Genomic DNA, 12,621 nt, shown 5'->3' with positions numbered 1-12,621 from the left:
GTCCCGCCTGTCAGGAGGAGAACATGCAGCGCAGACGTGCCGTCCACGCGGCCGGGCTGGGGGCCCTGGGGGCCCTCGCCCTCGCCGGGTGCGCGAGTCAGCCGCCCGCCGCCGGCGAGGCCTGGGAGCAGGCCCGCGCCCAGATCGACGGCGCGGAGTCCGTCCGGATGTCCTTCGTGAGCACCGACGGCTCGCAGACGCCCCGGGTGATCACGTGGGACCTCGCCGGACCGCTCGAGGGCACGGACGGCACCACGGAGGCCTCCATGCTCGTGGGTGAGGACTCCTGGATGACCGTGGACACCCGCACCGTGGACGGCCGCTCCTACGCGCGCATCACCACGCAGGGCCAGGACGTGCCGGCGCAGGTGGCCGCGCAATACCACACGGAGGGGTGGCGCGAGACGGCCCCCCCGTCCCAGGGGAGCCCGATCGGAGGGACCCTCGACGCCGTCGCCCTGCCCGCCACGGACGCCCTCGCCGGCGCCGACGTGCAGCCCGAGGAGGTCGAGTGGTCCGGCGGGACCGCCCACCGCTACCAAGTGCCCATCCAGGCTGCCGAGGCCGCCCGCCAGGAGGGCGACACGTTCACCGTGCGCGCCTTCACGGTGGACGAGGACGGCTCGCTCGTGGGCCTGCGCGTGGAGGACGGGACGCAGATCCAGGAGCTCACGCTGACCGACTGGAACCAGATCGACCCGGCCGAGGTGCCGGAGGAGGTGGAGCAGTGATGCGCCCCGACCGCAGCCCCCGCGTCCCCATCCGTCGCGCCGTGCCCGCGGCCGTGCTCGGGCTCGGCGCCGCCCTGGCCCTGACCGCGTGCGGCGCCTCCGGTGAGGACGCCTCCGGCGCGTGGGACCGCGCCCGCGCCCAGCTCGAGGGCGCCCAGTCCGTCCGCATGACCACCGAGGTCAGCACCGACGCCGGTGTGGCCGGCGGCGGGATGGGCGTCCCGGACGCCACCGAGGTGGCCGGTGCCGTGGACGGCGGGGACCTGCTCTACACCGGCGAGTTCCGCGCCGGGCAGCACACCGCCCGGGACGAGACCCGCGTGGTGGGCGGGAAGCAGTACCACCGGTTCGCGGTGGAGGAGCGCGGCGGCGTCGCCGGCCCGGAGCGCCCCGAGTACGCCCAGAAGTGGCAGGAGGCCCCGGCGGCCCAGGGCCTGAGCATGCGCGCCGTGGTGGACGGGCTGCTCGCGGGCGTGCCCGCCGCCGGCGGCCTGGAGGGCGCCGCCGTGGAGGCCGACGGCCTCCGCCGCAGCGGTGAGGACGCCGTCCGCTACGTGCTCGAGCAGCCCGCCGCCGGAGCCGGGGACGCCACCACCCGCCTGAAGGCGTTCACGGTGGCCGAGGACGACGGCGCCCTGCTCACGGTGGAGACCGTGTCCCCCGGCACCGAGGGCACCGTGACGTTCTCCGACTGGGACGCCGTGGAGCCCGTCGAGGTGCCCGCGGCGGACGAGATCGCCGCCCCGCCTGCGGCCCCGGAGCCCGCTCCGGCCGGCTGAGCGCCCGCCCGGGCCCCGTGGAGCCCGGGTGGGACACACGACGGCGCCCCGCCTCCGGAAGGAGGCGGGGCGCCGTCGTCGTGCGGGGCCGGCGCTCAGGCGCTGGACCGGTGCAGGTCTGATCAGGCGTGCGCGGGGCCCTCGTCGCCGAGCGCGGTGGAGGGGTCCGAGATGATGTCCGGGTCGGCGCCGGTGGCGTTCGCGGCCGGGACGTTCTCGTTGTTCGAGACGGTGGTCTCGTCCTTCTGGTTCTTCATCACGTCGTTCTCGGTCACGTCGGACTCCTTCTTCTCGTCCGCCTTGGCCTTCACCTCGGCGGCCTTCTCCTGGGTCTTGTCCTTGGCGTCGGAGGCGACGGCCCGGGCGTTCTCCTTGGCCTGGCCGACCTTTTCCTGGGTCTTCGGATCGTTCCAGAGCGTCTGGGCGTTCTGGGTCATCTTCTGCAGGTTCTGGCGGCCTTCGGCGCTGCCGAGCAGGTAGCCGGCGGCGGCGCCGACGGCGAGGGTGAACCAACGCATGATGTCTCCTTCTGGGTCGTGGCGACCCGGCCGCAGGGGCCGGGCACGGGGCGCCCGTTCGGCGCCGTCAGGTCCACCTTCGCCGCCGGGCGCCGCCGCGTCAACACCCGGGGCGCATGATGACGCGCCCGGGACGCGGGTCGGCGGCCCCGGAGGTGCGGGCGGGTCAGTGCCCGAACGCCTCCTGCAGCCACCAGGCGCCGCCGTCGGAGGCGATCCTGGCGTCCAGCACGAGCGGGACCGCCCCGGGTCGGGCCCGGCCGGCGTCGGCGTCCCATGCCCGCTCCAGCCAGTCCGCCACGAAGGCGAGGTCCTCCACCGCGCGCACGGTGAGCGCCTCTGCCCCGAACCCGCGGCCCAGCGCGGCCAGGTCCGTGTGCGGGAAGGTGACCGCGGCGAGGTCCGCGTCGGGGCCGAAGTGGTGGACCTCGGCGCCGTACGCGGCGTCGTCGTAGACCACGGCCAGCAGCGGCAGGCCCAGACGGACCGCGGTCTCCAGCTCGGAGACGCCCATCAGGAAGCCGCCGTCCCCCGCGCCGAGCACGGGCAGGCGGTCCGGACGGGCCAGGGCCGCGCCCACCGCCGTCGCCAGGCCCAGGCCGACCGCCTGGAAGGCCTGCGTGAACACGAACCCGTGCTCGTCCGGCACGCGCAGCCACTGGGCCGGATAGCCCATGAAGTTGCCCGAGTCCACGGCCACGGTCCGCTGCGCCGGGAGCATCCGGTCCAGGGCGTCGCTGAGCACGCGGGGGTCGATCCGCCCCGCGGGGCCTGGCGTGCCCAGGTCCCCGCCGTGCTCGGCCAGCGGCTCGTCGTTCCAGCGGCCGCGGGCGGCCAGGCGCGCCCGCACCTCCTCGGTGCGGTGGGCGGTGGGGGTGGCGGCGGCCTCGCCCTCGATCTCGAGCGAGTCCACCACGGCCCGGGCGACGGCGGCGGCGTCGCCCACCACGGCGTGCGTCACGGGGCGGTGCCGGCCGATCGCCGCCGGGTCGCGGTCCACCTGGATCAGCACCGCGTCCGGGCCGATCAGCCGCCCGTGGCGGGTGGTCCAGTCGTTCAGGGCGCACCCGAAGGCGACGACGGCGTCCGCTCCCGCGATCAGCTCCGCCGCCGTGGGGGTGGAGAAGCCCCCGGAGATCCCGAGGCTCCACGGGTGGCCCTCGAACAGCCCGTGGGCCACCGCGGAGGTGGCCAGCAGGGCGCCGCTGCGCTCGGCCAGGTGGACCAGCTCGTCCCCGGCATGGCGGGCGCCGCGCCCGGCCAGGATCACGGGGCGGCGGGCGTGCGCGAGCACCGCGGCGACGGCGGTGACGGCGGCGTCCTGGGCCGCGTCCTGCGGGGGCATGGGCCGCGGGGCGTGCGTCGTCGTGCGCGGAGGCGTCGTCTCGGCCCCCTCCGCCGGACCCGCATGCGACGGTTCCGCGAGCGGAGGCGCAGTGGGGGAGGGGGCGGGCTCGGCCTGGACGTCGATCGGCAGGGACAGCACGACGGCGGCGCCCGCGGCGGCCGCCGCCAGGGCGGCGCGGGCCTCGGCCTCGGCGGTCCGGGCGGAGGTGATCCGGTGAGCCTGCGCGCCGACCGCCCGGGCCAGGGCGTCCTGGTCCACGTCGAAGTTCGAGCCGACCGCCCCGGCGGGGGTGTCCGCCGCGAGCACGAGCAGGCCGGTGGCGGACTTGGCGGCCTCGCCGATCCCCGTGAGCGCGTTCGTGTACCCGCACCCCTGGTGCACGGACACCGCGGCCACCCGCCCGCTGACGCGCGCGAACGCGTCCGCCATGGTGGCCGCCCCGCCCTCGTGCCGGGCCGCCGTGAACGGCACCCCCGCCGCGGCCAGGGCGTTCGTCAGGTGGAAGTTGCCGGATCCCACCACCCCGAACACGTGCCCCAGCTCCGGGGCCAGGACCTGCGCCACGGCCTCGGCGACCGTCCGGGCGGAGGCCGCGGGCGGCGTCGTCGGGGACGAGGGCGTGGCGGGGCCCGTCATGCGACGGCCCCGGACGGGCGCTCCACGAGCGCGAGCACGCGGGCGGGGGCGCCGGTGCCGTCCACGATCGGCAGGGGCGCCACCACGACCACCGCGCCGGTCGCCGGGAGCCGGTCAAGGTTCTGCAGGGAGGTGACGCCGTACGTGTCGTTGCCCATGAAGTGGAAGTGCGCGGGGAACGGGGGGTCGAACGTGCCGGCCATGCCCGCGTCGATCCCCACGGTCTCCACCCCGAACCCGGACAGCGGACGCCGCGTGGCCAGGAGCTCCGCGCAGCGGGCGGTGATGCCGGGGGTGTGGGAGCCGGTCTCGTCCGCGTTGAGGAACGCCTCGCGGTCCTGGGCGTGCCGGTCCCAGCCGGTGCGCAGCAGCACCCACCCGTTCTCCGGGATCGGACCGTGCTCGGCCTCCCAGGCCTCCACGTCCTCGACGTCCAGGCACCAGTCCGGGTCCGCCGTCGCCTCCGCGCTGAAGTCCATCACGACGGCGGGGCCCACCAGGCGCTCCGGCGGCAGGTCCGCCACGGAGTCGCCGCCGCGTCCGGAGATCCAGTGGCGCGGGGCGTCCACGTGGGTCCCGACGTGCTCGCCCATGCGGAAGTCGTTGTGCGCCCACAGCGGGGCGCGGTCGTCGAACGCGGCCACGGGCTGCAGCTCGAAGTCGTGCAGGTTCACGAACGGCTCGGGCAGGGACAGCATGGGCGTGTCCGCCGAGAGTGGGTTGGTGAGGTCCACGACCTCCACGGCGCCGCTCGCCAGGGCGGCGGCGAACTCGGCCAGGGGGGATGCGGTACGTGCGGGGTCTGCCATGCCGGGAGCCTAGTGCGGGGGACGTGGCCCGGCTCGCCCGGAGTCGTGCGGTGACGGGCGCAGGGGCGGGCCCCGAGGACGGGTCGCCGGGTGACGGAGGGCCGCGGGGCACACCTCGGAGGAGGGCGTGGAGAGATTTTTCCCCGACCTGCAACCGGACCGCCTCCAGGCCGGTAGTCCTGGTGTGAGCACATCCCGTGCCGCATCCGACCCGCCCTCCGGGGCGACGACGAAGAGGACCACTCCCATGCGCAAGACCCTTCCCGCCGCCGTGACCGCCGCCGTCGGCCTGGCCGTGGCGGCCCCCCTGTCCGCCGCCGCCATGGACCACGAGGACGGCGCCAGCCTGTCCGTCCTGCACGGCGTGCCCGACCTGACCGTGGACGTGTACGTGGACGGCGAGCTGACCCTCGACGACTTCGCGCCGGGCGAGCTGGCCGGTCCGCTCGAGCTGCCCGCCGGCGACTACGAGGTGGCGATCACCGCGGCCGATGCCGAGGACGACGCCGCCCCGGTGCTGGGCCCGGTCGAGCTCACCCTCGCCGAGGGCGGCGACTACACCGCCGCCGCCCACCTGGACGCCGACGGCGCCCCCACCGTCACCGCGTTCGAGAACGACACCGACGCGCTGGCCGCCGGTGAGGGCCGCCTGACCGTGCGCCACATCGCCGCCGCCCCCGCCGTGGACGTGTGGGCCGGCGAGGAGGTCGTGGTGCCGGGCCTGGAGAACCCGGACGAGGCCTCCCTCGAGATCCCCGCGGGCACCGTCCCCGCCGCGATCTCCGTGGCCGGCACCACCGAGCCCGTGCTGGGCCCCGCCGACGTCGAGGTCGCCGAGGGCGTCACCACGATCGCCTACGCGTGGGGCTCCGCCGCGGACGGCACCCTGGCGCTCGCCACCCAGACCGTCGAGGCCGAGCACACGGCGCCCTCCGCCGTGTCCGCCGACGTCGACGTCGCCCCGGCCGGCCCCTCCGCCGGTCTGCTGGCCGCCGGTGGCGCCGCTCTCGCGGCCCTCGCCGCGGGCGCGTGGGCCACGGTCCGTCTCCGGGCGGCCCGTGCCTGACATCCCCGGACTGCGCGGCCGCCGTCACCGCCGGGCGGGGGGTGCCCCCGCGCTGGTGGCGGCGGCGGCCGCCCTGCTGGCCTCCTCCGGCTGCGGCCCTGCCGACGGCGTCACCGTCGGTGCGGGCGCGCCCGGGGTGCCGGGGGCGCCCGCGGCCCCGTCGGCCGCGGCCGGTCCGTCCTCCGCGACGACGCCGGACCCGGACCCGGGACGGTCGCGTCCGGCCCGGGTATCGGCTGAGGGGTCGTCGTCGCCGGCGGCCTCGGCGCCGAGCCGCCGCCCCGTGCCCGTCCGTCCTGCGGCGGACACACCCGCGCGTCAGGCCGCCGCGCCCGTCCGGCTCGTCTACCCGGCCATCGGTACGGACATGGAGGTGGCGCCCACCGGCGTGCTCCCGGACGGGGGCATGGAGCTGCCTGACGACCCGGACGTGGCCGGCTGGTACCGCTACGGCCCCGCCCCCGGGGATGCCGTCGGCTCCGCCGTGATCGCCTCCCACTCCGGCTCCCCGCGCAACCCCGTGGGACGGCTCTACGGGCTGCGCGAGGCCGCGGTGGGGGACGAGGTGACGGTGGTGGACGCCGAGGGCGTCGAGCGTCGGCACGTGGTCACCTCGGTGACCGCCCTCGGCAAGGCGGGGCTCGACTTCGCCCCGCACTTCCGCCGCGACGGCGCCCCGGTGCTGACCCTGATCACGTGCGGCGGCGAATGGGACGAGGCCACGGGGCACTACACGGACAACATCCTGGTGACCGCGGTCCCCGCCGAGGGGTGAGCGCTACGCTGGACGGACGCCCGGAGCCCCCGCCGGGCGGACGCCGCCCGTCCGGTGCGGACCGGAAGGGGAGGGAAGGACCCGTGGACCACGACGACGACCTCGGCCGACGCTTCGCGGCCGGGGACCCCGAGGCGATGCGGGAGGCCTACGACCGGCACGGCACGCTCGTGTTCTCCCTGTGTGTGACGGCGCTGCGGCACCGCGAGGACGCCGAGGACGCCGCCCAGCAGGTCTTCACCCGCGCCTGGCGCTCGCGGGCGACCTACGACCCGTCCCGACCCCTCGGCGGCTGGCTCACCGGCATCACCCGCCGGGTCGTCGCCGACGTCGGCGCCGCACGGACCCGCCAGGTCCGCACCGTGGAGGCCGAGGCCGGCCGCCTGCCCCGCGAGGACGCCGCGGGGGACCCGGTGAGCGAGTCCGCGGTGGCGTCCCTGGTGGTCCGGCAGGCCCTCGACCGGCTCGGCCCACCCCAGGACGAGGTCCTGCGGCTGGCATTCCTGGAGGACCTGCCCTACCCGCACATCGCCGAGCGGCTGTCCCTGCCGCTCGGCACCGTCAAGTCCCACGTGCACCGCGGCCTGGCCGCGCTGAGGAGGAGTCTGGAGGTGTCCGGTGTCTGAGCTGTCCGTGACCCACGATCGCCCGGGCGAAGACCCGGCGGCCGACCTCGCCGTGCGCCTGCATCGGGAGCACGCCGCCGCCGGCCTCGGCGGCCCCGCCCCCGTGCCCGACGACGTCGCGGCCGGTCTCGATTCGCGCTCCCTGAAGGAGGTGCGCGGCACGCTGCGCGTCCTGGCCGCCCTGGACGCCCCGGCCCCCGCGCTCCTCGCCCCGCCCGCGGGCCTGTGGGACCGGATCGCTGCGGACCTGGACGGCACGGGGGGGGGACGGTGCGGGCCTCGGCTCCGACGCCGCGCCGGCGGAGCCCGCGGTCCGCGCGGCGGGGCGTGACGACGTCGTGGTGCCCCTCGCCGAGCGCCGTGCCGCCCGGAGCGCGGCGCGGGAGGGGCGGACCCGCTGGTGGCCGGTGGCCGCGGCGGCCGCCGCGGGCCTGCTGGTGGGCGGGCTGGGCGTGGGCCTGGCCCTGTCCGGGCGCGACGGCGCCGCGGACGGCGCGCCCGTGGCCCAGCCGACGCCGGCCGAGGAGGTCCTCGGCGACGCGCGGCTGGACCCGGTGGTGCAGGACGGCACCCTCGCGCGCGCCGAGATGCGCCGCGAGCAGGACGGGGAGCTGCGGCTCGAGGTGCGCGTGCCCGCCGTGCCGGACGCCGAGGACGGCTACCTCGAGGTGTGGCTGCGGGACGAGGCGGCCAGCCGCATGATCTCGCTGGGCACCGTCTCCACGCAGGACGCCGTGCTGACGGTGCCCGAGGGCGTGCGGCTCGCCGAGTACCCCGTGGTGGACGTGTCCCACGAGCACTTCGACGGCGACCCCACCCACTCCGGCACGTCGCTGTGGGTGGGGGAGATGGTCCGCCGCTCCTGACCCGGCGGGGCGCCCGGACACGGGACAGGCCCCGCGGCGGTGCCCCGGGGCCTGCGTCGGTCGGTCGGTGGGACCGTCCGAGGGTGGTGCTGCGGATCAGGCGTCGCTGCGACGGCCGGTGCCGCTGCGCAGCTCCGTCTCGCGGCGGTGCACCGCACGCGCGCCGGCCACGCCGGCGAGGGAGGACACGAGGCCGCCGAGGAGCAGGCCGCCGAAGGTCCACCAGGCGCCCTGGGCGAGCTCGTCGCGGTTCTCCTCGAAGGTGCGGGACGCCTCGTCGGCGGCCTGCTGGGCCTGGTCCTGCGCCTGCTGGACGTCCTCCTCGCTGACCTGCGCCTGCGCGTCCTGCGTGGCGGCGCCGATCTGCTCGGGGGAGACCTGGGTGGTCTGGGCCGCGGTGTCGGCGATGCCGCCCACCACGCCGCCGACGGTGCCCAGCAGCGAGGAGCCGAGCAGGCCCACCAGCAGCAGGAGGCCGATGAGCGAGGTCGCCCACGTCACCAGGCCGTGCAGCAGGCCGCCGCGCACGGCGAGGGCGCCGGCCACGAAGCCGGCCGCGGCCAGGCCGAGCACCAGGGTGATCAGGGACCAGATGCCCACGGCGGCGCCGCTCGCGGCGCTCAGGCCCAGGGCGGTGGCGAGCACGCCCAGCAGGACGAGCACGGCGAGGAATGTCATGACGCCGGCGAGGATGGCACCCCACGAGATGTTCGAAGGGCGGTGGCCGTGGTCGGTGCCGAGCCACGAGTCGCGGGCGGCGTCGTCGTGCGCGGCCACGGTCTCGCGGGCGGTGGAGGAGCCGTGCTCCGGGGCGGGGGTGGTGTCCGCGGCGCGCTGGGGGGCGGCGTGGGAGGGTCGGGGTCGGTTCTTCTGGGCCATGGTGGTCCTCTCGGTGCGAGTGGCGGAGGTGCGCGCGATCAGCGCCCCTCCCGGTGTTTCGACCGTATTGCCGCAGGTGAGGGGTCCGGCCAGGGGTGGGACGCCGCGGGCGGGAGAGGGGATCCCCTCTCCCGCCCGCGGGGCGGCCGGCGCATGCCCGCCGGGAGCCCGGATCAGCCGAAGTGCCTCGGCAGCGTGGCCTCCCAGGCCTCGCGCAGTTCGGCGATCGGCAGGGTGAAGTGGCCCTGCACCTCGAGGGCCCCGGACTCGGCGTCCACCACGCCCAGGCGCGTGACGGTGTAGCCGCGCGCCGTGGTCATGTCCGTGAAGCGGACCTCCTCGGTGCGGGGCACGGAGACCACGGTGCGGCCCTGGGTCTCGGAGAACAGGGCGGTGAAGGCGTCCACGCCGTCGCGGCGCACGATCTCGTCCAGCACGATCCGGGCGCCGACGCCGAAGCGCAGCACCATGTCCGCGAGCGTGGCCGCGAGGCCGCCCTTGGAGACGTCATGCGCGGCGTCGACCATGCCGTCCCGGGACATGTTCACCAGCAGCTCGCCCAGCAGCCGCTCCCGGGCCAGGTCCACACGCGGGGGCACGCCGCCGAGGTGGCCGCGCAGGTTCGCGTACTCGGAGCCGTCCAGCTCGTCGCGGGTCTCGCCCAGCAGGTACACGGCCTGGCCGTCCGCGTCCCGGCCGAAGCCGGAGGGCGTGCGGCGCAGGACGTCGTCGAAGCGGCCCAGCACGCCCACGGTGGGCGTCGGGTGGATCGCGACGCCGCCGGTCTGGTTGTACAGGGACACGTTGCCGCCGGTGACGGGCACGCCGAGCTCCTGGCAGGCGTCCGCGAGGCCGCGCACGGCCTCGGCGAACTGCCACATCACCTCCGGGTCCTCGGGGGAGCCGAAGTTGAGGCAGTCGGTGACGGCGAGCGGCACGGCGCCCACCGTGGTCACGTTGCGGTAGGCCTCCGCGAGGGACAGCTGGGCGCCCGCGTACGGGTCCAGGTAGGCGTAGCGGTCGTTGCAGTCCGTGGCCACGGCCACGCCCATGCCGGTCTCCTCGTCCACGCGGACCACGCCGGCGTCGTCGGGAGCGGACAGGGCGGTGTTGCCGCGGACGTAGCGGTCGTACTGGCGCGTGATCCAGGAGACGTCCGCCAGGTTCGGGGAGGACATCAGCTCGACGACGGCGGCGCGCAGCTCCTCGCCCGTGGCCGGCAGGTCCTGCCCGGCCGCGGAGGAGCGGAAGGTGTCCGCCTGCAGCGCGTCCTGGAAGGAGGGGCGGTGGTACGGGCGCTCGTACACGGGGCCGTCGTGGGCCACGGTGCGCGGGTCGACGTCCACGATGGTCTCGCCGTCCCAGGTGATGACGAGCCGGCCGTCGCCGGTGACCTCGCCGAGCCAGGAGTGCTCCACGTCCCACTTCGCCATGACGGCCTCGAACGCGGCCACGTTCTCGGGCGTCACGACGGCCATCATCCGCTCCTGCGACTCGGACATGAGGATCTCGCCCGGGGTCAGCGTGGGGTCGCGCAGCAGCACGTGGGTCAGCTCCACGCGCATGCCGCCCTCGCCGTTGGAGGCCAGCTCCGAGGTGGCGCAGGAGATGCCGGCCGCGCCGAGGTCCTGGATGCCCTCCACGAGGGAGTCCCGGAACAGCTCCAGGCAGCACTCGATCAGCACCTTCTCTGCGAACGGGTCGCCCACCTGCACCGAGGGGCGCTTGGCGGGCTTGCCGCCGTCGTCGAAGGACTCCGAGGCGAGCACCGAGGCGCCGCCGATCCCGTCCCCGCCGGTGCGAGCGCCGAACAGGACCACCTTGTTCCCCACGCCGGACGCGTTGGCCAGGCGCAGGTCCTCGTGCTTGAGCACGCCCACCGCCAGGGCGTTGACCAGCGGGTTGCCCTGGTACGAGGCGTCGAAGGCGACCTCACCGCCGATGTTCGGCAGGCCCAGCGAGTTGCCGTAGCCGCCGATGCCCGCGACGACGCCGTGCACCACGCGCGCGGTGTCCGGGTGGTCGATCGCGCCGAACCGCAGCGGGTCCATGACGGCCACGGGACGGGCGCCCATCGAGATGATGTCCCGCACGATGCCGCCGATGCCGGTGGCGGCGCCCTGGTACGGCTCCACGAAGGACGGGTGGTTGTGGGACTCGACCTTGAAGGTCACGGCCCAGCCGTCGCCGAGGTCGGTGACGCCGGCGTTCTCGCCGATGCCGACCATCATGTGGCGCGTCATCTCCTCGGTGAGCTTCTCGCCGAACTGGCGCAGGTGCACCTTGGAGGACTTGTAGGAGCAGTGCTCGGACCACATCACGGAGTACATGGCCAGCTCCGCCGCGGTGGGGCGGCGGCCCAGGATCTCGCGGATCCGGGCGTACTCGTCCTCCTTGAGGCCGAGCTCGGCCCAGGGCTGCTCGAGGTCCGGGTGCGCGGCGGCCTGCTCGACCGTCTCGATGCTGAACTGCTGGCTCATGCGGCGCCTCCCCGGCTCGCGAGGGTGGTCAGGACGGAGGTGAAGAAGGACAGGCCGTCGGTGCCCGTGCGGACGCCGTGCTCGGTGTCCGGGCCGAAGCCCACCTCGATCGCGTGCTCCGGGTGCGGCATCAGGCCGACCACGTTGCCCGCGGGGTTGGCGATGCCGGCGATGTCCCGGCGCGAGCCGTTCGGGTTCCAGCCCACGTAGCGGAACACCACGCGGCCCTCGCCCTCGAGACGGTCCAGGGTGGCCTCGTCCGCCACGTACTGGCCGTCCTGGTTCTTCAGGGGCACGGTGATGGTCTGGCCCGGCTCGAAGTCGCGGGTCCAGGCGGTGTCCGTGTTCTCCACGCGCAGCTGCTGGTCCCGGCAGAGGAAGTGCAGGTGGTCGTTCTTGATCATGGAGCCCGGCAGCAGGTGGGACTCGGTGAGGATCTGGAAGCCGTTGCAGATGCCGAGCACCGGCAGGCCGTCCGCGGAGCCCTCGGGGCCGCCCGCGGCCTCGGCCACGGCGGTCATCATGGGGGCGAACCGGGAGATCGCACCGGCGCGGAGGTAGTCGCCGTAGGAGAAGCCGCCGGGGATCACCACGGCGTCGAGGCCGGCGAGCGTGGCCGCGGCGTCGTCGTCGGCGTGCCACAGGGACACGGCCTCGGCGCCGGTGAGGCGCACCGCGCGCAGGGCGTCGACGTCGTCGAGCGTGCCGGGGAAGGTGACGACGCCGATGCGGGCGCCGTTCAGCGGGGTCTGCGGCGTCGAGTAGTCGCCGATCAGGGGGAGGTCCGTGGTCATCAGGCGTGGGCCTCGTCGTTGGTCTCGGACTCGTCGATCACCGCGACGTTCACCACGTCCTCGATGACCGGGTTGGACAGCAGCTCCTCGGCCGCCCGGCGGGCCTGGTCCAGGATCTGCTCCGTGACCTTGCCCTCCACGGTCAGCTCGAAGCGCTTGCCCTGGCGGACCTGGCTGAACTCGGTGAAGCCGAGCCGCGGCAGGGCGCCGTTGATCGCCTTGCCCTGCGGGTCGAGGATCTCGGGCTTGGGCATGACGTCGACGACGATGATGGGCATCCAACGCTCCTGGTATGTGAGGGGGCCGTGCGGGTG

General features: G+C 75.7%; 14 protein-coding genes. 7 read left to right on the top strand and 7 right to left on the bottom strand.

Annotated elements, in window-relative coordinates; translation table 11 throughout:
- The first annotated feature begins 23 nt into the window (after nucleotides 1-23).
- Both MA879_RS04355 and MA879_RS04350 read left to right on the top strand, forming a co-directional pair.
- The gene (locus MA879_RS04355; protein WP_248123816.1) at nucleotides 24-731 is read left to right on the top strand and encodes a Tat (twin-arginine translocation) pathway signal sequence; all 708 of its coding nucleotides are present in this window, start codon (nucleotides 24-26) and stop codon (nucleotides 729-731) included.
- Nucleotides 728-1,510, top strand: a complete 783-nt coding sequence (locus MA879_RS04350) for a hypothetical protein (protein ID WP_248123814.1) — start codon at nucleotides 728-730, stop codon at nucleotides 1,508-1,510. The genes MA879_RS04355 and MA879_RS04350 overlap by 4 nt, the downstream gene beginning before the upstream one ends.
- A 122-nt stretch (nucleotides 1,511-1,632) precedes the next feature.
- Here the strand turns inward: MA879_RS04350 and MA879_RS04345 are convergent, their stop codons facing one another.
- The 3 genes from MA879_RS04345 to MA879_RS04335 form a co-directional block, all read right to left on the bottom strand.
- The gene (locus MA879_RS04345; protein ID WP_248123812.1) at nucleotides 1,633-2,028 is read right to left on the bottom strand and encodes a YtxH domain-containing protein; all 396 of its coding nucleotides are present in this window, start codon (nucleotides 2,026-2,028) and stop codon (nucleotides 1,633-1,635) included.
- Nucleotides 2,029-2,194: 166 nt separating this feature from the next.
- Nucleotides 2,195-4,012: a thiamine pyrophosphate-binding protein gene (locus tag MA879_RS04340; protein ID WP_248123810.1), complete on the bottom strand. Its 1,818-nt coding sequence runs from the start codon at nucleotides 4,010-4,012 to the stop codon at nucleotides 2,195-2,197.
- The gene (locus tag MA879_RS04335) at nucleotides 4,009-4,821 is read right to left on the bottom strand and encodes a cyclase family protein (protein WP_248123808.1); all 813 of its coding nucleotides are present in this window, start codon (nucleotides 4,819-4,821) and stop codon (nucleotides 4,009-4,011) included. The genes MA879_RS04340 and MA879_RS04335 overlap by 4 nt, the downstream gene beginning before the upstream one ends.
- 247 nt (nucleotides 4,822-5,068) lie before the next feature.
- Between MA879_RS04335 and MA879_RS04330 the strand changes: the two genes are divergently transcribed.
- The 5 genes from MA879_RS04330 (at nucleotide 5,069) to MA879_RS04310 (ending at nucleotide 8,154) form a co-directional block, all read left to right on the top strand.
- On the top strand, nucleotides 5,069-5,887 hold the full coding sequence (locus MA879_RS04330; RefSeq protein ID WP_248123806.1) for a DUF4397 domain-containing protein: 819 nt from the start codon (nucleotides 5,069-5,071) through the stop codon (nucleotides 5,885-5,887).
- Complete coding sequence (locus MA879_RS04325; protein WP_248123804.1) at nucleotides 5,880-6,662, top strand: class F sortase; 783 nt, start codon at nucleotides 5,880-5,882, stop codon at nucleotides 6,660-6,662. The genes MA879_RS04330 and MA879_RS04325 overlap by 8 nt, the downstream gene beginning before the upstream one ends.
- 83 nt (nucleotides 6,663-6,745) lie before the next feature.
- On the top strand, nucleotides 6,746-7,288 hold the full coding sequence (locus tag MA879_RS04320; RefSeq protein WP_248123803.1) for an RNA polymerase sigma factor: 543 nt from the start codon (nucleotides 6,746-6,748) through the stop codon (nucleotides 7,286-7,288).
- A complete protein-coding gene (locus MA879_RS04315; protein WP_248123801.1) occupies nucleotides 7,281-7,619 on the top strand; it encodes a hypothetical protein in 339 nt (112 codons plus the stop codon). Before MA879_RS04320 ends, MA879_RS04315 begins: the two co-directional genes overlap by 8 nt.
- 10 nt (nucleotides 7,620-7,629) lie before the next feature.
- Nucleotides 7,630-8,154, top strand: a complete 525-nt coding sequence (locus MA879_RS04310) for an anti-sigma factor domain-containing protein (protein WP_248123800.1) — start codon at nucleotides 7,630-7,632, stop codon at nucleotides 8,152-8,154.
- Between the two features lie 96 nt (nucleotides 8,155-8,250).
- Here MA879_RS04310 and MA879_RS04305 read toward each other — a convergent pair whose 3' ends face one another.
- The 4 genes from MA879_RS04305 to purS form a co-directional block, all read right to left on the bottom strand.
- Nucleotides 8,251-9,033: a YrzE family protein gene (locus MA879_RS04305; RefSeq protein ID WP_248123799.1), complete on the bottom strand. Its 783-nt coding sequence runs from the start codon at nucleotides 9,031-9,033 to the stop codon at nucleotides 8,251-8,253.
- Between the two features lie 173 nt (nucleotides 9,034-9,206).
- Nucleotides 9,207-11,513: a phosphoribosylformylglycinamidine synthase subunit PurL gene (purL, locus tag MA879_RS04300; RefSeq protein WP_248123798.1), complete on the bottom strand. Its 2,307-nt coding sequence runs from the start codon at nucleotides 11,511-11,513 to the stop codon at nucleotides 9,207-9,209.
- Nucleotides 11,510-12,307 (bottom strand): phosphoribosylformylglycinamidine synthase subunit PurQ, encoded by a 798-nt coding sequence (gene purQ, locus MA879_RS04295; protein WP_248123797.1) that lies wholly within the window; start codon nucleotides 12,305-12,307, stop codon nucleotides 11,510-11,512. The genes purL and purQ overlap by 4 nt, the downstream gene beginning before the upstream one ends.
- Complete coding sequence (purS, locus tag MA879_RS04290) at nucleotides 12,307-12,585, bottom strand: phosphoribosylformylglycinamidine synthase subunit PurS (protein ID WP_248123796.1); 279 nt, start codon at nucleotides 12,583-12,585, stop codon at nucleotides 12,307-12,309. Before purS ends, purQ begins: the two co-directional genes overlap by 1 nt.
- Nucleotides 12,586-12,621 lie beyond the last annotated feature (36 nt).

The organism is Micrococcus lacusdianchii (genome assembly GCF_023155805.1).
Taxonomy (GTDB): Bacteria; Actinomycetota; Actinomycetes; order Actinomycetales; family Micrococcaceae; genus Micrococcus; species Micrococcus lacusdianchii.
Note: the sequence above shows the minus strand (reverse complement) of the source record. Positions and strands in the feature narration are given on the sequence as shown.

Bases quoted from the DNA above. Each gene is read 5' to 3' on its own strand.
- MA879_RS04335 (WP_248123808.1), bottom strand. From the start codon at position 4,821: ATGGCAGACCCCGCACGTACCGCATCCCCCCTGGCCGAGTTCGCCGCC.
- MA879_RS04340 (WP_248123810.1), bottom strand. From the start codon at position 4,012: ATGACGGGCCCCGCCACGCCCTCGTCCCCGACGACGCCGCCCGCGGCC.
- MA879_RS04355 (WP_248123816.1), top strand. From the start codon at position 24: ATGCAGCGCAGACGTGCCGTCCACGCGGCCGGGCTGGGGGCCCTGGGG.
- MA879_RS04305 (WP_248123799.1), bottom strand. From the start codon at position 9,033: ATGGCCCAGAAGAACCGACCCCGACCCTCCCACGCCGCCCCCCAGCGC.
- MA879_RS04330 (WP_248123806.1), top strand. From the start codon at position 5,069: ATGCGCAAGACCCTTCCCGCCGCCGTGACCGCCGCCGTCGGCCTGGCC.
- purQ (WP_248123797.1), bottom strand. From the start codon at position 12,307: ATGACCACGGACCTCCCCCTGATCGGCGACTACTCGACGCCGCAGACC.
- purS (WP_248123796.1), bottom strand. From the start codon at position 12,585: ATGCCCATCATCGTCGTCGACGTCATGCCCAAGCCCGAGATCCTCGAC.
- purL (WP_248123798.1), bottom strand. From the start codon at position 11,513: ATGAGCCAGCAGTTCAGCATCGAGACGGTCGAGCAGGCCGCCGCGCAC.
- MA879_RS04345 (WP_248123812.1), bottom strand. From the start codon at position 2,028: ATGCGTTGGTTCACCCTCGCCGTCGGCGCCGCCGCCGGCTACCTGCTC.